16 protein-coding genes are annotated in these 20,893 nt (G+C 38.3%); 5 read left to right on the forward strand and 11 right to left on the reverse strand.

Translation table 11 applies throughout. The features are described 5' to 3' along the window. Positions 1-86 precede the first annotated feature (86 nt). Both H5088_RS11175 and H5088_RS11180 read left to right on the forward strand, forming a co-directional pair. Positions 87-1,001 (forward strand): zinc dependent phospholipase C family protein, encoded by a 915-nt coding sequence (locus H5088_RS11175; RefSeq protein WP_182752881.1) that lies wholly within the window; start codon positions 87-89, stop codon positions 999-1,001. Between the two features lies 1 nt (position 1,002). Continuing rightward, positions 1,003-1,401, forward strand: coding sequence for a hypothetical protein (locus H5088_RS11180; protein ID WP_002960664.1), 399 nt, complete (start codon positions 1,003-1,005; stop codon positions 1,399-1,401). Positions 1,402-1,424: 23 nt separating this feature from the next. Here H5088_RS11180 and H5088_RS11185 read toward each other — a convergent pair whose 3' ends face one another. Next, complete coding sequence (locus H5088_RS11185) at positions 1,425-3,695, reverse strand: EAL domain-containing protein (protein WP_182752882.1); 2,271 nt, start codon at positions 3,693-3,695, stop codon at positions 1,425-1,427. A gap of 126 nt (positions 3,696-3,821) precedes the next feature. Next, the gene (locus H5088_RS11190; RefSeq protein ID WP_182752883.1) at positions 3,822-6,671 is read right to left on the reverse strand and encodes a UvrD-helicase domain-containing protein; all 2,850 of its coding nucleotides are present in this window, start codon (positions 6,669-6,671) and stop codon (positions 3,822-3,824) included. A gap of 271 nt (positions 6,672-6,942) precedes the next feature. Here H5088_RS11190 and H5088_RS11195 point away from each other — a divergent pair, with 271 nt between their 5' ends. The 3 genes from H5088_RS11195 to H5088_RS11205 all read left to right on the forward strand — a co-directional run bounded on the left by H5088_RS11195 (position 6,943) and on the right by H5088_RS11205 (position 9,193). Further along, positions 6,943-7,680, forward strand: coding sequence for a hypothetical protein (locus H5088_RS11195; protein WP_182752884.1), 738 nt, complete (start codon positions 6,943-6,945; stop codon positions 7,678-7,680). 114 nt (positions 7,681-7,794) lie between these two features. Beyond that, positions 7,795-8,709 carry a M14 family metallocarboxypeptidase gene (locus H5088_RS11200; protein ID WP_182752885.1) on the forward strand — a complete coding sequence of 305 codons (915 nt, stop codon included), beginning with the start codon at positions 7,795-7,797 and terminating at the stop codon, positions 8,707-8,709. Positions 8,710-8,782: 73 nt separating this feature from the next. Continuing rightward, a complete protein-coding gene (locus H5088_RS11205) occupies positions 8,783-9,193 on the forward strand; it encodes a hypothetical protein (RefSeq protein WP_182693656.1) in 411 nt (136 codons plus the stop codon). Positions 9,194-9,235: 42 nt separating this feature from the next. On the opposite strand, the gene ccoG is transcribed toward H5088_RS11205, so the two are convergent. The 9 genes from ccoG to H5088_RS11250 form a co-directional block, all read right to left on the reverse strand. Next, a complete protein-coding gene (ccoG, locus tag H5088_RS11210) occupies positions 9,236-10,618 on the reverse strand; it encodes a cytochrome c oxidase accessory protein CcoG (RefSeq protein WP_182752886.1) in 1,383 nt (460 codons plus the stop codon). A 145-nt stretch (positions 10,619-10,763) separates the two neighbouring features. After that, positions 10,764-12,182 (reverse strand): sigma-54-dependent Fis family transcriptional regulator, encoded by a 1,419-nt coding sequence (locus H5088_RS11215; protein ID WP_182696238.1) that lies wholly within the window; start codon positions 12,180-12,182, stop codon positions 10,764-10,766. A gap of 93 nt (positions 12,183-12,275) precedes the next feature. After that, entirely contained in the window at positions 12,276-13,580 is a 1,305-nt protein-coding gene (locus tag H5088_RS11220; RefSeq protein WP_182752887.1) for an AarF/ABC1/UbiB kinase family protein, read from the reverse strand. A gap of 68 nt (positions 13,581-13,648) precedes the next feature. After that, positions 13,649-14,203: a DUF1439 domain-containing protein gene (locus H5088_RS11225; RefSeq protein WP_002960677.1), complete on the reverse strand. Its 555-nt coding sequence runs from the start codon at positions 14,201-14,203 to the stop codon at positions 13,649-13,651. 100 nt (positions 14,204-14,303) lie between these two features. After that, positions 14,304-16,985, reverse strand: a complete 2,682-nt coding sequence (locus tag H5088_RS11230; RefSeq protein WP_182752888.1) for a DUF349 domain-containing protein — start codon at positions 16,983-16,985, stop codon at positions 14,304-14,306. Beyond that, positions 16,975-17,256, reverse strand: coding sequence for a YeaC family protein (locus H5088_RS11235; protein WP_007378333.1), 282 nt, complete (start codon positions 17,254-17,256; stop codon positions 16,975-16,977). The genes H5088_RS11230 and H5088_RS11235 overlap by 11 nt, the downstream gene beginning before the upstream one ends. Before the next feature lies 1 nt (position 17,257). Continuing rightward, positions 17,258-17,584 (reverse strand): hypothetical protein, encoded by a 327-nt coding sequence (locus H5088_RS11240; protein ID WP_002960680.1) that lies wholly within the window; start codon positions 17,582-17,584, stop codon positions 17,258-17,260. 139 nt (positions 17,585-17,723) lie between these two features. Next, positions 17,724-19,226 carry a sodium:alanine symporter family protein gene (locus tag H5088_RS11245; protein ID WP_002960681.1) on the reverse strand — a complete coding sequence of 501 codons (1,503 nt, stop codon included), beginning with the start codon at positions 19,224-19,226 and terminating at the stop codon, positions 17,724-17,726. Positions 19,227-19,604: 378 nt separating this feature from the next. Continuing rightward, the gene (locus H5088_RS11250; protein WP_002960683.1) at positions 19,605-20,732 is read right to left on the reverse strand and encodes a M14-type cytosolic carboxypeptidase; all 1,128 of its coding nucleotides are present in this window, start codon (positions 20,730-20,732) and stop codon (positions 19,605-19,607) included. Positions 20,733-20,893: the final 161 nt, after the last annotated feature.

Here is a 20,893-nt window from a genome sequence, read left to right on the forward strand (position 1 = left end):
CCGCTATACTTGCATTTAGTTGGCTTTATTTAACCCCCTCTCAATGTTAATCTGTACCCTTATTAATAAATCATAAGGATATGACAATGCCAGGTGCTTTTGCGCACATCACTGCTGTAAATTTTGCAACGCAAACCAAGTCACTCGCTAAAATGGATATGCCTAAAAAAGCAAAGCTTATTTTAAGCCAACGCCAAGCATACCTTGAACTAGGCTGTGTAGCCCCCGATTATCCTTACTTAGCTGTAGCGCAGCCTAGCCAAAATGCGTGGGCCGACCTAATGCACTATGAGCACACAGGCGATTTACTTAAAGCAATGATTGAATACTGTAAAACACTTGAAGGTGAAGCATTTGAAAAGTGTTTTTCCTGGTTATGCGGTTATATGGCCCATGTTGCTGCAGATATAACAGTGCATCCGGTTGTTGAATTAAAAGTAGGCCCTTACGCGCAAAACCAAACGGCGCACCGTACCTGCGAAATGAATCAAGACGCGTTTATTTGGCAACGTTTAAACTTAGGTGAGTTAGGTTATGCTGACCGCGTGCAACAAAATATTGGATCTTGTACTAACAAAGACGATAATTTTGATACCGATATTGCAAAAATTTGGCGACATGCTTTATTAACGGTTCACCCAAGCTACGCAGCACAACACGCTCCTAACTTTAATTCATGGCATAACGGTTTTCAGCTTGTAGTAAATAATGTTGAAGAAAGCTATCGATTATTTGCCTGTGCACGCCATGTTGCTGCTAATTTAGGCTTGTTTTATCCTCGCCCAAACGAAGTAGACCCCACTTTTATTGAACATCTAAAAACGCCGCACGAGCCTATGCATTACAACGATATTTTTGACTTTGCCGTTAGTAACATTCAGCACTACATAACCATTATTGCCAATGCCGTATTTTTAGATACTGATTACAGTGCAATTAAAAATTGGAACCTAGATACAGGCTACGATGAACACAACACGATGACGGTATGGAGCCAATAAAATGAAACACTTACTTTATATAAGCCTCATAGTATTACTTAGCGGTTGCTACACTCCTAAAAAAAACAATCCAGAAGTGATGGCCGACTTAGCCTCACAATTAAAAGATATTGCTACAGCCGTTGATGGCACACTAAAATTTAGTGAAACATCCTATTCAACAACTGATGAGTTATTAAAAGCCGCTGTTAATAACGATTTAAGCAAACTTGCACCTTTTGGGGAATACACGCTTATTGTAAACGTACAAGATGATAACGCAGTGCTACTTTTATGTGATGCCAATACGGCTTTAATTGAAGATGCAGGCTGTACTGCTCAATCAGATATACAGCATTGGGGAGCAGGAGTTATTCATCAGTGCGAAATAACTATAAACGCCCAACAGCTCTGTAACTAGGTAATAAAATACCTGCTATACATTTAAAGTTGAGCCGTCATCTCTTTGGGATTAAACACTAAGCCATGGCGGCTAACATGCTCTGCAAAATTTTCGGCTGACATTGGTTTCGCAAAGTAAAAGCCCTGAAATTCTTTACACCCCATTTGCGCCATTATTGCTACTTGCTCTTGGGTTTCTACTCCTTCGGCTACACACTTAATATCAAGCTCTTCACACATAACGTGCACCGCTTTAACTAAACTTTTTTGACGCGTAGAACTTGTTACTTGGCTGATTAATGAGCGATCTAACTTGAGCTTGTTAATAGGGTAATCGGCAAGGCGTGCAATATTAGAATACCCCACTCCAAAATCATCAACCGAAATAGTAAAACCCCACGATTGCAGTGTTTGCATAAGCTTTAGCGAATGCGCTTGGTTTGCCTCAAGAGAGGTTTCAGTCAGTTCTAACTCTATTTGAGGTGGCTTTACGTTGAAGTCGGCAAGGTATTTAACCAGTTTTGACATAAAATCGGTTTGGCTAAAATCAATTAGAGATATATTTATTGCCACCGGCACACTCGGTAAACCCGCCTTAGTCCAATTGGCAATTTGAGCGCAGACTTTTTGAATAATCAGATCGGTTAACCTACTGACCATTCTGTATTCTTCGGCAATAGGAATAAATACCACTGGCGACACATTACCTAGTATTGGACTGTTCCAACGCGCTAAAGCTTCAAGCCCAATACATTGACCCGTTGCATCTACTTTAGGTTGATAGTGTACCGACAAATCGCCCTGCTGAAGCGCTTCGTCTAGCAACATCGAAATTTCGTATTTTTCGATAAAAGCTTGTGATTGTTTTTCGTTATAACCACTTAGAGGCATATTACAGTTTGCAACTTTAAGTGCTTCGCACGCATTGCTAAGTACTGTTGTGCTGTTTTTTCCGTGATCAGGATACTTTGCAAAACCAAATAAAAATGATTGCTGACACTTAGTGCCAAACACATTATAAGTTTTATCTAATGTATTTTTTATTTGCATTAATAGCTTATCTTCAAGCTCGTTTTGCGAGTTTGCGCCAATTATAAAAGCAAGCTTTCCTACTCCTATATGGGCACACAAAAGAGGCCCATCTGGCATCGCTTTTAAACGCTTGTACGCGTTAATAAGTAATGCTTGAGACTCGGCTTTAGTGAGCTTTAAATTTAAGTATTCACTATTTGCACTTTGGGTAACAACGATAAAAAAACCTTTTTGGTATTTGCTTGTTAATCTGTCACATTGCAGCTCAAACCATTCTCTATTAGGTAGTTTTGTTTGCGAGTCTCTAAAGCGTAAACGTTTATTTTCTTGTTCCATCATCGATAAATTTTGTTTAATGAGCTGCTCTTGCGTGCAATCGTAAAAGTCGTATACACGGTAGTTAGTACTCATTGTTATTTGCTGGTAGCAGGCTTTAAAATAGCTTTTTTTGTACTTCACAATTTTATTTTGAGCATTAGGAGCGTCAAAAACTAAAGTAGGAAATAAATGAGAAAGGTTAACGCATTCTTCTTTTAATTCTTTTTTTATACCAAACATATCAATAGCGTGTTGATTAAAATCAGTAATGACAAGGTTTTCGTCAACAATAATTTTGGCTTTATTTGATTCGGTGAACAGGCTTCGATAAAGCTCATTTTTATCTTTAAGGTGTGTATTAGCGCTTATCATTGTTTTGTTTAAACGCTTAGCAGCCACAATTGTGCGTGCCACAGCAAGGGGAATACAAATGTTAAAAAATAAGAATATTAGCCCTGTAATGTATAAGCTGGCATCGGGAAGTTGTTGAGCAATGCCAGTTAAGCCCGATATATCAACGTTATTGATGATCATATAAAACGGTACAATATTTAATACGCCATAAGCAAGGGCTGTTCTATAACCAAGTAGCATAAGTGCGATTATTGGGCAGGAATACATATACATAGAGCCCACTTTAGCAAGCTCTAGGTCTGTTAAAAATAAGTTCATTGACACGCTAGCAGCTACAATGGCTATTAAAAGTACATGAGCGCTGAAGTGATAAAAACGCTTACTTGCTATAAGCAAACCGCATACAGTCGCAAAAAAACTGCTTGTTAATACAACAATATAAATTAAGTTAAACTCAATAGCGCTTGCGTACGTGTGGCACACCACAGCAAAACATAACACCATTACTAATGATAGAATAATGCGCAGTGCACTTACTCGCCAATTAGCAACCTGATCAGGGGCTGAATAGTGATCGTTTAATAAAAAGAACCTATTGAAAAAATGCATAATAAACAACAGTTAAAGCTCATTCTTCTATTAGACATTGATAACTTGTTAAAATCAATCAAATGAATATAATTTCTATTTACATTGTTCTATAAAATAGACAGGTGTAAACCTGCTCGTTAGCCATTAAACATTCATTTTTCGAGTGTTTTTACAGTTATCCTCTTTAAGCGCGAAACCGCTGCACCCTAAAAATTCACCGTGCTTAGATTTACGTTTACGCATTTCGCGACCACACTTTTCACAAATTGGATGCTGCGTTTTACACTCTGTATTCACACATTGTGAATACGTGCTTTTATCAACTGATGGGCTACTACAGCTTTTACACACTCGTAGTTTAGTTTCGCAAATCTGCGTATTAGTACAGCTATAATAATCACCATACTGACCCGTTTTTGGCACAATTAATCCGTCGCTGCACGTATTACACTCTCTTTGCTTTAGTTGCGACTTGTTAAACAACGTGGAGCCGATTTGAATAGGATAATCGTCATTTACTAGTTCTTTTACAAACGCTGAGCATGCATAAGGGTCTGCAATTAAATACGCTTTATGTTTTGCGCGCGTAATACCTACATAAAGCAAACGCCTTTCTTCTGAGTGAGTGAATTCATCTTGCACTGGTAATAACGACTCCACCAGGACGTTATTTTGATTATCGCTAGGAAACCCTAATTTACCTTGTTCAAAACCAATAATAATACAGTAATCGGCTTCAAGCCCCTTAGCGCTATGCAATGTCCAAAAATAAAGAGGGTTTGTATGCTTTTTATCTTTTAAATGCTGCTGCACGCTATTTAACATGTATCGGTATCGACTAAGTATGGCAATGCTCGCTGATGCATCGTTTTTTTGAATAGTGCTTATGCTCTGCTGTACTTTTATTTCTATCGATTTAGTGCCTTGGTATAAATCGTCTAACAAAATAACTTGTGGTGTGGTTACTTGCGTATGTGTGCTGATCTGCTTTTTATATTGCTCAGGGTTTTGCATTACAAAGCGCCCCGCTACATCACTAATACTATTGTTATATCTAAATGTTTTTTGCAACATAGTAAGTGAGTGGCTGCCCACTAATTCATTAAAGCGTGTAGTAAGCGCTAAATTACCACCCGAGAACCGATAAATTGCTTGCCAGTCATCACCTACCGCAGTAAAGCGTATTCCTTTGCCATATTTTAATATGGCATTTAAAAAACCCATACGCGCACTTGATATATCTTGAAACTCATCAACTAAAATGTGGCTCCATGGAATATTAAAATCTCCGCTTACTATCGCCTTTGTTGCTTGAATAATCATGTCGTCAAAATCAATGGCATTTTGCGTGCTTAGTTCATTTATATAAGCGTCATGAATTTGCACTAACAAGTTTGCATATTGTTGATAGTTTTTAATACCACTTTGCTTGATGCGCTGCGCTATTTGCTTATTACTTAGTTGCTCCACTCGAATAGCTTGTAAGCATTTTATGTACTTATCAATGCCTTGCTGTAACTGTCCTGAGTTATTTAAAGTATGAAATATTTCGTCGTTACTTAAAGGTGTTAATTCAACATTATGCTGCTTTAATTGTTTAGCGAGAGTTTGCTCTAGCTTTCCTTCTACCCAGTTGTAATGAAAGGTTTCGAGTAAAGTGGTGCCATTTTGTTTATGTAACTTACGCTTAAATGCAATTTGCTCGTTATAGTGTTTTTTATCTATATCGGCACGAGTATTCCCTTGCCTATCAATGCCAAAGTGCTCTAAGTAAATATCGTATTGAGGTATATAAAAGTCTGGTTGGTATTGCCCACTTAGCTCTGCGCCTTGATTAAAGTGATAATTCACCTCATAACTGTGCGCCACGCAATTCAAATGTAGCCAGTTTGAAATAAGCACTTCCTGATAACTTTTTACTTTATGACCCGCAAGGCTACGGTATTCGTTATCGCGTACGTACCGCTCGTACTGTGCATTATCTTTAAAGCTAAATATATCAATCGGCTCATGGAGTAAATCTACAAATGCTTTTAAAAACTGTGGCTCGGTTTGTATTTTTTTACTTACCCACCCAGTTAACCAACTATTTAATTGAACTGGGTCGGTTGCAAATTTTGACAATTCGATTGGCTTTTTAGCACTTTGTAATAATTTAAGCCCAAGCGCATGAAACGTTAAAATAGTGGGTGCTTTGGTATGCAAGTTTGCATGCGTGGCACGTTTAATAAAGCGCTCTTTAAGCTCATTTGCTGCTGTTTTATTATAGGCCAGCACCAAAATTTGCTCAGGCTTGGCAATATCACACGCTATTAGATCTAACGATTTTGCGACCATCACAGATGTTTTACCTGTGCCTGCTGCCGCTAATACTAGGTTTTTATCGTTATCGCGTATAACCGCTAAGCGCTGCTCTGTTGTTAATGGATTTGACTCTACTTGATTAAAAAAGTCATTTTTAAGAGTTAGCTGTTTTTTTTCATATTTATGGCGCAGCTGTGCGATTGCATCGTGAGTATTGGGTGTGGAGCTCAGTATATTTAAAAATTTAATACTGCTTGGCGATAAGTGTTGTTGCCATGTATTTGTACTTTGAGCGTATTGTTTAGCAAGTAAAAATACTTCGTTATTAAGTATTTTCATGGAACTATCACGTAAAAACTCATCTAAAGCATAACGCTTTAGCAAAGCCTTGGCGTTATTTACTTTTTGCTCAAGCATGGCTGAAAATTGCGTATTAAGGGCGGTATTTAAAGACTTAGCTTGTGCTTTGTTTAAAAAGCTAATTGATGTATTGCTACTATCGCACAAATTAATTTTGGCGCTAAATAAACGATTTTCAAGTATTGAGTAATTATCAAAGTCTTTAATTAAAAATGTCCGTGCGGGAGCACTTCTAAAATGCACAACAAGGCGCTCTTGTTCAATAGTTACGTGTTTAATACGGGTAAAAAAACGGCCTAGCCAACTTGGAGTAGCAATATACTGCGCCATAATACTCAATATGAAGATATGCTTTGGCTTGATTGTAACATACTCTTTTATATTACATTTAACGCTAAATAGTAGTCATTTATCAAGCAACCTCTTAGCAGGCTGACTTTTAAAACTTAATGTTATCATTTTACTCACAACCATTAACAATTTTAAACATTTACAGATAGCGTGTTGTGTAACAATGCACAAATACACTTAATATATTTACTAGGTATATCCGCAATTAAACAATTACTTATAGCTAATTCAGTGGTTAAAAGGAGCTAACATGCTTAAAAAGTGCATTACCACAACTGCTTTAATTTTATTATTGTGCGCCTGTACAACAGAAACAGAGTCTAATTTAGTAAAAACAAAAGGAATTTGGGCAGGCTTTGAGCTGGTTTCTGACGGTAACCGCACGCGTGTTAACGCAGAGCTAAATGCGGGAGATGCTAATGGCTCAAACATTGTTTTAAGCGATAGCGACTCATTACAAGCTGTTGTTAATAACACTGCTATTGTACTTACAAAAGATACCGACTTTTTAGACGTTGATTACCAAGCGTATATAAATGCCACTGACGATAATCAACAGTTTGATATAAAATTTAAACGAGACGATGGCATAAATGCGAATTCAAGTGTGGAGCTACCTTTAAATTTTATTATTTTAACCCCGAGTAACAACCAAACTTTTAGTATTAATAGTCCCCTTACAGTTCAGTTAGATGGCACTGACCCCAATAGTACTAGTCAAGTAGAACTTAGCAGTAGCTGCACTAACAATAATAATGAAACACTTTTACAATCAATGCTTTTTGCGCTTGGCACTTCGCGCCTTGAAATAGATTTGCAAAGCTTAGATATGTTTAGCAGCTCGCAAGTAGATCAAAGTAAAACGTGTAGTTTAACCGTTAGTGTAAGGCGTGAACGAGTAGGTAGTATTTCGGGTGAGTTCGCAAACCAAAGTTATATTAAAGCCCAGCAATCACGCGCTATTAAAAATATGACTTTAACGTTTTAATTTGCACGCTAATTTACTCAGCGTTAAGCTACGCCTTTATTAAGTAATTTTACCAATTGTAATTGCCCTCCTTATTTATAGGAGAACAAATAACAGTTGATATAAAGGTTTATTATGACTAACAGCACATACCCTATTGGCACACCAGGCAAAAAATGGAATAACAACGATAAAGCCCAGTGGTTAGCACGCCAAAACATTAAACGCAGTTACCAAAACGAAGTCGTAACGCTAATTAATGACCTTAAAAGCACCTTAGATATAGAGCAATACGGCGAGCTTAATTACGCCGCTGGTACTTACCCATTATATATATTAAAAACGCCTAACTTTAGTGCCAATAAGCCAACTGTTTTAATCACCGGTGGTGTACATGGCTACGAAACCAGTGGCGTACATGGCGCACTTAGATTTGCTAAAACATCCGCTATGCAACACTCTGAGCAGTTTAATATTGTTGTTGCGCCCTGCATTAGCCCTTGGGGATATGAAACAATAAACCGCTGGAACCCTGATGCTATTGATCCTAACCGCTCATTTTACGAAGGCAGCCCAGCACAAGAGTCAGCAGCTATTATGGCGTTTGTAAAATCACTCAATGTAGACTTAGTTGCTCATATTGATTTACACGAAACAACCGACAGCGATAACAGTGAATTTAGACCCGCACTTGCTGCCCGTGAAGGCACGACAAACACTAATTGGAACATACCTGATGGGTTTTATTTAGTGGCCGATACCAATAAGCCTGAGCCTGAATTTCAAAAAGTAATTATCGAAGATGTAACAAAGGTCACGCACATTGCACCGAGTGATGAAAATAACCAGTTAATAGGCGTCCCTCAAGAGCAATTTGGCGTTATTAATTACGCAGCACGCGATTTAGGTTTGTGTATGGGCTTTACAGATGCACCCTATGTAACCACAACAGAGGTATACCCTGATAGTCCAACAGCCACAGATGAAGAATGTATTTTGGCGCAAGTAGCGGTTATTAAAAGCGCCCTTAACTATATTAAAGCACTTTAATAAGTTTGCAGCCGCTTGTACCCTATTGGCTGCTAAACTAAATTTAGATAAAAAGCTAATTTAGGAGGTATTAATGGAATACAAAAATGAAAACGGACACGTTAATTTATCGCTTGAAAATAATATAGTTATTGCACAATTTAGCGGAAACCTAGAACTTGAGCTTTTAAGTAATTTTAAAACAGCGCTTTTTGAAACCATTCAATCATTTAAAGGCGAAAAATGGGGTTATATAAGTGACTCATCAAACGTTGTAGCTGCAACCCCACAGGCCGAGCAAGAAATGGTAGCCATAAGCCACAGCATGCAGCAAAACAACTGTTTAATTAGCGCGTTTGTGCTTACATCACCTATTGCTATAAGCCAAATGCAACGAATAATGCAAAACGCCAAAAGAGACGTTACTTTCAAAGATTGTCTTTTTGATAATCTAGAATCTGCAAAGCATTTTATTTTAAATGAATTAAACAATGACTTGAGCTAGGTAGAGCTCAAGTCATTGTTTATATAGAGCTTATATACTGTACTAATTTTTATAAAATTGGCTGTCTTTGGTTATAGTAATGCTGGCATCTTCTTGCGCTGTTACTATAAATTGTAACTTACTCACTTTGTGCGCAATATTGTAACCATCGGCTGTTACAGTAACGGGGACTCTTTTCATTGCACCTGGCTGTATAAGTGTAGAACTTGGACTTGAGAGTGTTGCTTCTGGCAAGCCCTCTATGGCAATACTGTAATGCAGTGCTTGCTGCGTTTTATTAATAATAGTAAGTGTATAAGGGTTTTCTACCAGGCCCTCGTAGTTCACTCTATAAAGCGCATTCCTATCGCGTAGTACTGAGGCTTCTATTGGTGTGCGTTGCAGCATCCATGCAAACATAGAAATGATTAACAAAACCGTTAATGCGCCGTATCCTATTAGTTTTAATCTAAATGGATTGGTTTTTTTGCCTTCCATTTGTTTTTCACTGGCGTATTTAATTAAGCCTTTTTGATAACCAAATTTCTCCATAGTATCGTCGCAAGCATCAATACATAAGCCACAGTTTATACATTCATATTGTAAGCCATTTCGAATGTCTATTCCTGCAGGGCATACCTCTACACACAAGTTACAGTCTACACAGTCACCTAAGTTAAGCTCTTTTGGATCAGCTTTGCGTTTACGTGGCCCTCGGCTTTCACCGCGCGTGCTATCATAGGTTACAAGCAACGTATCTTTATCAAACATAACAGCCTGAAAACGAGAATACGGGCAAGCAATCGTGCACATTTTTTCGCGTAAAAACCCTGCATTACCGTAAGTGCAAAAAGCGAATAAAAACACCCAAAAGCTCGTAATACCTGACCATTCAAATGTAAGCATTTCCATATACAAACTTTTTGCTGGAATAAAATACGCCATAAACGAGGTGGCGGTTAAAACTGAAATAATAATCCACGCACTGTGCTTAGTTATTTTTTTGCGCCAAGTACTTAGCGTCCACTGAGATTTATCTAATTTAATTCGCTGATTTCGAGTGCCTTCTATGCGTTGCTCTACCCACGAAAACATGAGCATCCATATTGTTTGCGGGCAGGTATAACCACACCAAACCCGACCAAGCCAGTTGGTTACAAAAAATAACGCAAAAGCCCCCACCATGAATAGCAGGGCTAAAATCATAAAATCTTGAGGAAGGAGTGTTAAACCAAAAATAGTAAAGGTTTGCGTTGCCACATCAAGCAGCACAGCTTGTTGACCGTTATATTGGATCCACGGTATTGCAATAAAAGTTAGCATTAGCAGCCAACCTAAATTACGGCGTATGCGCTGAAAAAATCCTTTTTGCTCGCGGATATAAATTGGCCCTTCTGTGTTATAGGGCTTAATAATCATGTCTTCTTCTTTAATATCAAACTTCATAGTACTTGCTTCATAATGACGGGTGTTACGCAAGCATTTGCAACTTTCAGACCAAGCTGAAACCTTAATTACTTCATTGATATTAAAGAAATTATTTTAAAAAATAAAAATCAACCACGCGATATAAAGCGTACTTCGCGATATATCACGAATTTTTAGCGATTCCTAACTTTCGCATTTTTGAGCGTAGTGTACTCTCAGGTAAGCCCAATTTAACTGCCGCTCCTTTATCACCTGATATTTGCCAGTGCGATAACGCGAGAACAGAGGTTATATGCTGCTTTTGCGCTTCATCGAGCGTAAGTGAAGGATTAATAACAACTTCACCACCCGCTTGCAAAGGCTGACTTAGCTGAAGTACCGCTTGATTAGATAAAATAGCTTCACGTTCAAGTACATTTTGCAGCTCTCTAATATTGCCTGGCCAATCGTAAGCCTGCAGCTGCGTAATTGCTTTTTTACTTAGCCCTTTTAAGTTTTTCCCGAGCCGTTTATTTAGCTGCGCAATCAAATTAGCGCATAAATAAGGAATATCTTCTTTTCGATCTTTAAGGGCGGGTACTTTTATAGGAAATACATTGAGCCGATAATACAAATCAATTCTAAACGTGCCTTTTTGTACCATTTCCCACAAGTCGCGATTAGTCGCTGCAATTACTCTAATGTTTACTTTTAGCGTGTTGCTGCCACCCACGCGTTCAAACTCTTGTTCTTGCAGGACTCTCAGTAATTTACTTTGCGCCTCAAGTGGAAGCTCTGCTATCTCATCTAAAAACAAGGTGCCTTTATCAGCAAGTTCAAAGCGCCCTTTACGGCGGTCATTGGCACCTGTAAACGCGCCCTTTTCATGACCAAACAATTCCGATTCTAGCAAGCTTGGGGTAAATGCGGCGCAATTTACTTTTATAAAAGCTTGTTCGCTACGCTTGCTTAGTCGATACAAATTACGGGCTACTAATTCTTTACCCGTGCCATTTTCGCCAAGTATAAGCACTGTGCTGTCGGTTTCACTTACCAGTTTTATTTGATCTAACATGGTTTGAAATATATGGCTTTGTCCAACTAGCCCTGAGTCTTGCCAGTCTTCGTTGAGCTCTGCAATTAAGTAGTTGTTTTCATCTTTTAGCTGCTCACTTAAGTGCTTTACTTGAGTAAGTGCCTCTTGCAGTGCATTTTGTGTTTGCTGTTGCAGTGATATATCGCGAAATACCGCTACAGCACCAATTAACTTATCATTTTGATAAACCGGTGTTGAAGTGTATTGAACTGCAAATGAGCTACCGTCTTTACGCCAAAAAACTTCATTTTTAACTTCACGACGCTTTCCGTCAAACATGGTGCAGTAAATTTGGCATTCATCTGCGGGATAAGGTGTGCCATCAGCATGAGTATGGTGATGATATTGGTGTATTTTTTTACCTAATAGTTCCTCAGCGCACCAACCTGTCATGCGCTCAGCGGCAGGATTAACAAACACCGCATTACCCGATAGGTCAAAACCGTATATGCCCTCACCTACTGCGTTTAGCAATAATTTAGGATCGTTTAAAAATTGTTTTATCATAAATACACCTCGCGAAATATCGCGAGCATTATGGCAATTTTATACACTAATTGCACTCATTACTTAAAGTGCACTTACGCGTAAGTTAAAAAGCTATAAATAGTGCTTAAATAACGTTTTTACATCTATTTTTGCACCTAGCCTTGCGGCTATTAAATAAAGTCCTGCAAGTTTTCGGTGAATAAATAACGCATCAACAGGCGGTGTATGCCATTGCTGAGATTGCGCACTAAGGGCAAGCCCTGCATTTTTAATTTTGAGCGCGAGTTCACTATTTTTAAAATCAAATTCCCCTTTTACTCTTAGCGGCTCGCACGCCATTAAAAATAAATCAATGACGTTGTTTTTATACTCATCAACTAAGTCATTTTTAAAATAACCTATGTGTGATGCCGCTTTAAGTACACCTTCTCGGTTGTTTTCGCTACCCGCTTTAAATAAGGCTAAGTACGCTAAGCTAAGCTCGGTTGATATTTCTCGCGTTGCACCAAAATCAAATAAAACAATTTTTTGTGTATCAAGCTGATAATGAAAGTTGGCAAAGTTAGGGTCGGTTTGAATTAATTTAAATTCAAACATTTCTTTAAAAAACAAATCAATCAGTTGCTCTGCAACAAAGCTTTTTTGACTATCAGGTAGCTCTGTAATGCTCTCAATAGGTTCTGCTTTTATATACTCCATAGTTAGCACTTGTTGTGTGCTGTGCTCTGGATATACGTTGGGTACTTTAAAGTGGGGATTAGTTGCTAATGCATTTTTATAACGTATTAAGTACTGAGCCTCCCGCTTATAATCAGCCTCGGCTAATAACTGCGCCTTAGCCTCATTAATAAGTGGTTTAATATTAAGATCTTTTGGCAATAACCGAGAAATCGTTAATAACGAAATAACGTTATCGACATCACTTACTACACTTTTTGCAATACCAGGATATTGAATTTTAACAGCAAGCTGATCGCCATTTTCTTTATAAGCTAAATGAACTTGCCCTATAGAAGCCGCTGCAAAAGGTCTTAGCTCAATGTGAGAAAAACGCGCTAGCCACTCATCCCCCCATTGCTCTTTTAACACTTCAACAAGCTGCTTATGAGGCATTGGGTTCGCGTCTGAGCGAAGTAAAGCAAGTAACTGAGCTAATTCAGGACTAAGTAGATCACCGGCATCCATTGAGAGCAATTGCCCCAGTTTCATTGCTGCACCACGTAAATGTGATAGCTGTGTGGCTAGTTTTTCAATGTTTTTAGGTTGTAGTAGTAAGCTTTTATTATCCCAACCTTTACCTGTTAGCGCGCTCTTAGCACCATCAACTAACATGTTGGTAGCAACACCTGTGGCAAGTGAGCCTAATTTTGCAAAACGGGAAAGCCGAGAAGTGGGAACAGTACGAGGAGCCGCCATAATATTAAAACCTAATTAGCCTGAAAGTCAGGCTAATCAATACGTATATTGTAAGTAGGTAGATCTACTTATAGACGAGGTACTAGCTTAATTGCGCCTTCAACCACTTTCATATCAAGTGGAAGTTTACTAAGTAGCATCATTTTAGGGTCATCCATGTTTAGAGTATAAACTGGGTTAACCGCTAAAAAAGCATTAATAACATCCATTGCTTGGCTATCAAGCGCACCTAAATTACCTTTAAAACCGCCGGCATCTACACTCGAATCAAGTAATTTAATATTACGTAAAAACACTGCTTTTTTCTCACTGTCGTAAAATGGGCTACCTTCAATTTGCAGCTTTAAACGCACAGGGTATTTAAGAGCGAATGCATTAATTTCAGCGCTAGAATCGGCACCAAGAACAACAACGTCGCGGTTATCAGGTCCAATGTTGACACTTAAGTCGTTTACATCAAACTGAACCGGCAAACCCATTAAGCTTACTTTTTCACTTAACTTTGGTAATTGCTTACCCAGTACAGACTCAACCTCAGAGTTAGTAAATGAATATACTGATATGCCTTGCGTGGTATTACAGGCGGTTAAAAATAACGCTGCAATAATAACTAAAATTCTCATGAGAACCCTTTTGTTTATAAATTAGTGGTACATAAAAAAGCCGCTATTAAAGCGGCTTATTAAAATAGTAACCAGCACATATTGTGCTGGTTCTAGTGCATTAAGCTGCAAGTGTCGCTTTAAGTCGCGTTAGTGTGTCAGGTTCAACTGAACCAGCACTGAGCGCTAATAACTGTTTTAAATAATAGTTTAAATCAGCATGTTCGCCACGATGTTTGTCATCTAACATGGCTACTTGTTCTGCCATTCTAAGTGACTTATCAGTTGAACTTACGTTCGCTAATATTTCCATGCGCGTAATAAGTTGATCTGTATTTAATGCTGTTTTAAGCGGTGCTTGATACTGACTTGGTAACGCTTCATTGTTTTCAAGTGCTGTAATTAACGCATCTAGATTAGCTTGCTCTGATTTGCTTGTAAGCAATGCAAGTTTATCGTCAATAGCAGCTAATAGTTTAGTAACCTTTGGCGCTAACGATCTAAATTGCGTGTACCCTTTCACTTTTGTTTCTAGGTCGTGCAACTGCGCTCTTTGATTAACATCACTAAGTGCTGCTTCAAGCTCAGCAAGCTCTGCAATTGCTTGTTTATCTGACTCGTTTTGCTCGAGTTTTTGCTGCTCAAACTCACTACTACGCTTAGTAAATGTTTCATCGTTATACTGACGAAACTTTTGCCATAACGCATTTTCAGCTTTTAAACCAGCAAAGCCAATGGTTTGCCATTGCTGCTGCATTTGCTTCAACTCTTGGCAGGCAGCGGCTAAATCATCGCTTTGTGATAATTGCTGCGCTTTTTCTACTAACTCATTTTTAAGTGCTGCATTACATTTATGAAATGCGTTTAATAAAGCCAGTACTTGTTGTTGCTCATTTTTATAACGATCGTTTAGTGTACGGTATGTTTTAGGGTCAACTTTACCCACACTGCGCCACGCTTTATTTAAACGATTATATTGGCTTTCATATTGTTTCCAATCAAAATCATCCTCAGCAGTTGGCTGTAAATGGAGCGCATGCATGTCGTTAATAATACTTTCACGCTGTGCTTTTGATGCTTCGCGTTGCACTTCTTGCTCTGCGAAGTAACTACGGCAAGGCGCAAATAACAACTCGATTTGTTCATCAAACTGCACACCTTGTAGCTTTTCTTCATCTGTGTCTAAACGACCTAACTCATTCCAACGTTTACGTAGCGCTTTTACTTGCTCTGCGCGTTGTTGTGGGTCTGTACACTCTTCGCTTACTAATGCACTTACTTCTTCTAATAAAGCTTTACGCTTTGGTGCTGCAGCGTATTTTTGCCAATCTTTCGCATCTGCAAGTTGCGCTTCAAGGTCTGCTTTTATGTTTACAAGTGGCTGCTGATATTGCTCAGTAAGTGTATTAAATAACTCTTCAAAGCCTTTAAACACGCCAAAAGCAACATTAAAACGACCTTCTTCAATTAGGCGCTTAACATCACGAGCTTTGCGCTTTGCTTGGCTTTGGTTTTTTTCAAGTGGCTTAACTAGCTCATTCATTGGTGCTAAAAATTGCTTTTTATGCCCATTTAACTGTGTTTTAAAGGTACTTTGCAGTGCGCCATCTAAAACATTCAAATGATTACGCGCTGCTTTAAAGCCATTATTAAATTCAGTTAGAGTTGCATCGTATTGTGCTAAATCTTCTGCTGGCTTAATTTCGCATAATGCTGCAAAAGCGAGTTTGTACTCTTTAATAGCAGTTGTTAGCTCGGGTAATTTAGCAACTTGAGTAAATAGTTTTTCTAACTTGCTTACAGCGAGTTTTGATTGTGCATTATTAGCAAGTTCTGTTTCGCTAATAGCTTGCTTAGCTTGCGCTACTTTTGCATCAAGCCAATCTTGTTGAATTTGCTCTGGAGTTTCAAGACCAAGCTGTAAGGCATTTTCAATTTCTTCACCCAAAGCTTCAAGTGTTGCAAGTGCTAATAATTGACGCTGTTGTTGCGCTAATTGCTGCTGCTCTTTGTCATGTACTGCTTTTAGCTGTTCAATGTGTGCATCTAACTTAGTAGTAATAGAAATATATTTTTCATCAAGCAGCTTTACACGTTCATCACTTAACCATTTGAGCTCAAGTGCTTGCCACTGGGCCATTAATTCGCCGGCTTGTGAATTTACAACACCAAAATCTGTTTTTTCACGTAAAGCATTTAACTTAGCTAAAATAACACGTGTTGCACTTTCAACCTGAAGTGGCATTTCAATTGCTAAACGCTCATTTTCAATATGCGTTTCAAGTGCTGCTTTTGCATCACCTTTTGCATGTTTTACTAATGGCTTAATTAATTGATGGGTAATAACAAGTTCAACTAACTGAGTTTGTAGCTCTTCGCTACCTTCTTTAAATGCTTTTTCTACTAATTTTGGGTTTGCTAAACGTTTTAATAATTTAACGCGTACTTGCAGTTCTTTTTCTGCAAATGCTAACTTTTCGAGTGTTTTAACAGGTGCAAAACGCTCTATGTATTCACTTTTGATTTGCGCTGTTAATGTACTTTCGCTATTTAAAACAGCATTAGATATTTGCAGCTCTGCTATATCTTTTAATGCTTGATCTTGTTTATACGCTTTCCACCATAGCGGCAAATTGTTTACCTTTTGCAGCGCTTTACGGCGAATTTCAGCTGAGCTATCTTCAAGTGCTAACGTGTTTAATATGGTTGCATCACGTTCAATGTCTAATTTTTCGATAGCATCAAGACGTACTTGTTGCTTTGGGTGTTTCCACTTAGGTGTAAAAAGGTGCTTAAAGATCATGTTCACTAAACCTAGCTATTTCGTTGTCTGATTTGAATTCTTTTTGTAGTTGAGCTTTTGTCTTTTGGATCATTTCACCATTAGCACCAATCGTAAATTGCTCGTTTGATTGAGCCACCTTTGCTTGATACAACATAACCAACTGCACTGTTTGTTGCTTTTGTTCATCTGATAAAACGGTACCGTCTGGCCACTTGCCAGTAGAAGCACCGTATTGTAAGCGTTCGAATAATTCGGGAGTAATATTTTGTACAAGATTGTCGATGTTCATGTCATTTTTTCTTTTTTAGAGTCACTAAAATAATACGATTTATAAGGTACCAGATACAGCCTATGCCTATTGCGGCAGTGTAAGCATACCACTGAAGTGTTTCTTCTTGCGGTTGTAAAAAGTACAAGCAGAAAAAACCACCTAAAAATAAGATAAGCGCCAAAAAGGAGTGATTTATAAACATCTGCTTTTTTTTAATTCGCTGTTCGCGCTGAAGTTGTAAAACTTGCTCGTCGTTTAGCTCTGCAATGTTGCTTTCGCAATGCGGACATTGCTTATGTTTATCTGAAATTGATTTTGCACATTTTGGGCAACGAATAATCGCCATACTTCTCTCCATACTACGCATAAAAAAAGCGCCTTTCGGCGCCTTTATTGTACTTGTTTTATTTCTCGTTGTCTTTTTTGAATTCAAACCAACAACTGATTTAGGGGCTATAATTTTCTAAGTTGCCCACTAAGTTTAATTACTCAGCGTCTTTTGACTGTTTCTCTAAACGCTTTTCCCAAAACGAGGCGTTTTTAATCCCTAATTTAACTGGGTCAAATGTGATTTTTCCGCCTTTTTTCTTCTGATCCTCATAATCGCTCAAACATAACAAAGCTGGCTTAGCTACAAAGAAAATAGCTAAAATACCCAATATGTTAATCCAAGCCATTAAGCCAACGCCAATATCTCCAATAGTCCAGATATAACCTGAATTATTAACCATACCGTATGCAACCATGAACATAATCACAAATTTCACAAGGACAAGCGGGATATTGCCTTTAAAGTAACGATTTAAGTAAGCAATATTTGTCTCTGCAATGAAGTAATAAGCAAGTATTGTGGTAAAGGCAAAGAAGAATAATGCAATACCGACAAATGCTTGTCCAAAGCTGCCAAATACACTAAATAAAGCCATTTGAGTAAAGGCTGCTGAGCCAACTTCAGTCGCTGCATCGACATTTTGTACAATAAACTGTCCTGCTGGTAAATCACCCACAACATTATATTGCTGCGTTATTAAAATCATTAATGCTGTTGCAGTACACACAAAAATGGTATCAACGTAAACCGAAAAAGCTTGTACTAAACCCTGTTGAGCTGGGTGATCAACCTCTGCAGCGGCTGCAGCATGAGGCCCACTACCTTGGCCAGCTTCATTAGAATATATACCACGCTTTACGCCCCAACCAATAGCGGCACCAAAACCAGCCTGTGCAGTAAATGCATCACTAATAATTAAATAGAATATATCAGCTACTTTATCTAAATTTAAAAATACCACGATTAATGCCAGTACTATGTAACCCAGTGCCATAAATGGCACTACTACTTGCGTAAAGTTTGCAATACGCTTTATACCGCCAAAAATAATAAACGCTAAAACAATAAGGATGATTGCTAAAGCGACTAACTTAAAGCTACCTACGTCACCAAAGCTAGTAGTAACCATGTTGCCACTGCCAAACACTTGGGTAAACGCATTACCTACTGCATTTGCTTGTACACCAGGTAGAAAAACACCACAGGCAATAATCGCCGAAACAGCAAATAAAACAGCTAGCCACTTTTGCCCTAAACAACGGTCAAAATAGTACGCTGGGCCACCACGGTATTGCCCATCTTCTTCTGTTTTATAAATTTGGCCTAAAGTAGACTCTGCGTATGCAGTGCTTGCACCTAAAAATGCAACAACCCACATCCAAAAAATTGCGCCTGGCCCACCAAAGCCGATAGCGGCAGCAACGCCAGCGATATTACCAACGCCTACTCGTCCAGACAACGATACTGCAAGGGCTTGAAAAGATGAGATACCTTTATCAGACGTGTTAGGACTAAATAATAACTTACACATTTCTTTAAAATGTCTAACTTGAGCAAATCGAGTTAATACTGAATAAAACAAGCCTGCGCCTAGGCATAAATAGATGAGTGCATTACTCCAAACAACATCATTAACAGCACTTACAAAAGCTTCCATGGATATCCTCTATAGTTATATTTATTATTTTTAATTACGAGACTCTGCTTTAGCTACTACGCTACATAAGCTTTACGAAATAAGGTTTTACCTCTCCCGTCCCGACTCATGATTTAATTAATCTTAACTTAAGTAACCTAACTTTGTTAACACTTAATTTTCAAAATATATAATTACACGCTTGGCGAAAGGCATTACATCTGTAGTATTTAAATGAAAGTAGATTGATTTGTACCGATACGGTGATGATACGCAGCGAAGAAGCGTTGAAAACGTTTTAAGAATAAAGCTGCTATATGATTATTATTTTTTATACAAAGGGTTTTATTAAAAGCAAAAAGGGTATCAAAACTATTGATACCCTTTTAGATAAACGTTTTATCTTAAATCATCAACAACATTAACAATAGCCGCTAATGTATCTTGACCAAATTGATACGAACGACGATCTGACCAGCCGTAATCTGGATCAGGTAAATCGTTGTTGTCTTTAAATGGCATTTCAATTGTGTACGTTAATGCTTTGAATTCTTCAGCCGTAGCTGATGAACCTACCGTTAGGTTAGCTTGACCTGGCTCATCTTTTGGATAGCCATGCTCATCTTGAAACTCAGGTGTAATAGTTAAAAGCGCAGCTTTAAAGCTATCTTCTAAGCCTTTTAAGCGTTCATCGTAACTTGGAATACCTTCACTTCCTGCCACAAAGTTATATGGGATAGCTTCATCGCCGTGTATGTCTAAGTGCATATCTAAGCCAGCTTCGCGCATTTTATTAAGCACTAAGTAAACCTCAGGGCTATTTTCCATGCTTGGTGTTTGCCATTCACGGTTTAAGTTAACACCTTTAGCGTTAGTACGAAGATGTCCGCGTGCGCTACCGTCTGGATTCATATTAGGCACAACGTAAAAAACTGCTTTTGATAGAAGCGCAGCTGCATGTGGGTCTTCGTCATCAAGAAGTTTGTGCAGTAGACCTTCAACATACCACTGCGCCATTGTTTCACCTGGGTGTTGACGTGCTGTGATCCAAATGGTTTTCTTGTCTTCACTTGGCTCACCAATTTTAAGCACACTCATATCGCGGCCATCGAGTGTTTCACCAAGCGTTATTAATTGGCAAGCGCCTTGGCTTTGTGCCCAAGATAATAAATCTAAATGGCGGTCGTAACTGTATGGCGCAAAGTAAGCAAAATATACGCTGCCGCACTCTGGTTCAATTTCAAAGCTTAATGTGCCATTTTCATAGCTTGATGGTACACGAAACCATGTTTGGCGGTCATATGATGCAACGGCTTGGTACCCTTCCCAACCATCTGGGTAAGCTGATTTATCAAGCTCATTAATATTTAACTTATGCAATTGGTAAGGTGTTGTTTCAAGACGAAAGTGAAACCACTGATAAAATTCAGACTGGTGATCTTTATTAATTTCTAATTGAATATTTAAAGGATCGGTGGCTTCAATAACTTTGATATTACCACTGTCGAAATTGCTGCTGATTTTCATGAAAAAACCTTTAGGTTGAATAAGTTTATCTGCTTATTAATTCACAGAACTGACATTATTTTATAAATAGTAAAACGAATGTGCATCTTCTTAATTAAAGCCTATCACAAGGCATACGCTTTAAAAATAATACACGACCAAAAAAGCCAGCAACATGCTGG

It is taken from the genome of Pseudoalteromonas sp. SR43-3, assembly GCF_014163875.1.
In the GTDB taxonomy this organism is placed as follows: domain Bacteria; phylum Pseudomonadota; class Gammaproteobacteria; order Enterobacterales; family Alteromonadaceae; genus Pseudoalteromonas; species Pseudoalteromonas distincta.

What these genes read in the sequence shown, in the direction of transcription:
- H5088_RS11180 (WP_002960664.1), top strand. Translation starts at nt 1,003, where the DNA reads ATGAAACACTTACTTTATATAAGCCTCATAGTATTACTTAGCGGTTGC.
- ccoG (WP_182752886.1), bottom strand. Translation starts at nt 10,618, where the DNA reads ATGAAGTTTGATATTAAAGAAGAAGACATGATTATTAAGCCCTATAAC.
- H5088_RS11185 (WP_182752882.1), bottom strand. Translation starts at nt 3,695, where the DNA reads ATGCATTTTTTCAATAGGTTCTTTTTATTAAACGATCACTATTCAGCC.
- H5088_RS11200 (WP_182752885.1), top strand. Translation starts at nt 7,795, where the DNA reads ATGACTAACAGCACATACCCTATTGGCACACCAGGCAAAAAATGGAAT.
- H5088_RS11240 (WP_002960680.1), bottom strand. Translation starts at nt 17,584, where the DNA reads ATGGCGATTATTCGTTGCCCAAAATGTGCAAAATCAATTTCAGATAAA.
- H5088_RS11250 (WP_002960683.1), bottom strand. Translation starts at nt 20,732, where the DNA reads ATGAAAATCAGCAGCAATTTCGACAGTGGTAATATCAAAGTTATTGAA.
- H5088_RS11215 (WP_182696238.1), bottom strand. Translation starts at nt 12,182, where the DNA reads ATGATAAAACAATTTTTAAACGATCCTAAATTATTGCTAAACGCAGTA.
- H5088_RS11205 (WP_182693656.1), top strand. Translation starts at nt 8,783, where the DNA reads ATGGAATACAAAAATGAAAACGGACACGTTAATTTATCGCTTGAAAAT.
- H5088_RS11230 (WP_182752888.1), bottom strand. Translation starts at nt 16,985, where the DNA reads ATGATCTTTAAGCACCTTTTTACACCTAAGTGGAAACACCCAAAGCAA.
- H5088_RS11195 (WP_182752884.1), top strand. Translation starts at nt 6,943, where the DNA reads ATGCTTAAAAAGTGCATTACCACAACTGCTTTAATTTTATTATTGTGC.
- H5088_RS11245 (WP_002960681.1), bottom strand. Translation starts at nt 19,226, where the DNA reads ATGGAAGCTTTTGTAAGTGCTGTTAATGATGTTGTTTGGAGTAATGCA.
- H5088_RS11225 (WP_002960677.1), bottom strand. Translation starts at nt 14,203, where the DNA reads ATGAGAATTTTAGTTATTATTGCAGCGTTATTTTTAACCGCCTGTAAT.
- H5088_RS11220 (WP_182752887.1), bottom strand. Translation starts at nt 13,580, where the DNA reads ATGGCGGCTCCTCGTACTGTTCCCACTTCTCGGCTTTCCCGTTTTGCA.
- H5088_RS11175 (WP_182752881.1), top strand. Translation starts at nt 87, where the DNA reads ATGCCAGGTGCTTTTGCGCACATCACTGCTGTAAATTTTGCAACGCAA.
- H5088_RS11235 (WP_007378333.1), bottom strand. Translation starts at nt 17,256, where the DNA reads ATGAACATCGACAATCTTGTACAAAATATTACTCCCGAATTATTCGAA.
- H5088_RS11190 (WP_182752883.1), bottom strand. Translation starts at nt 6,671, where the DNA reads ATGGCGCAGTATATTGCTACTCCAAGTTGGCTAGGCCGTTTTTTTACC.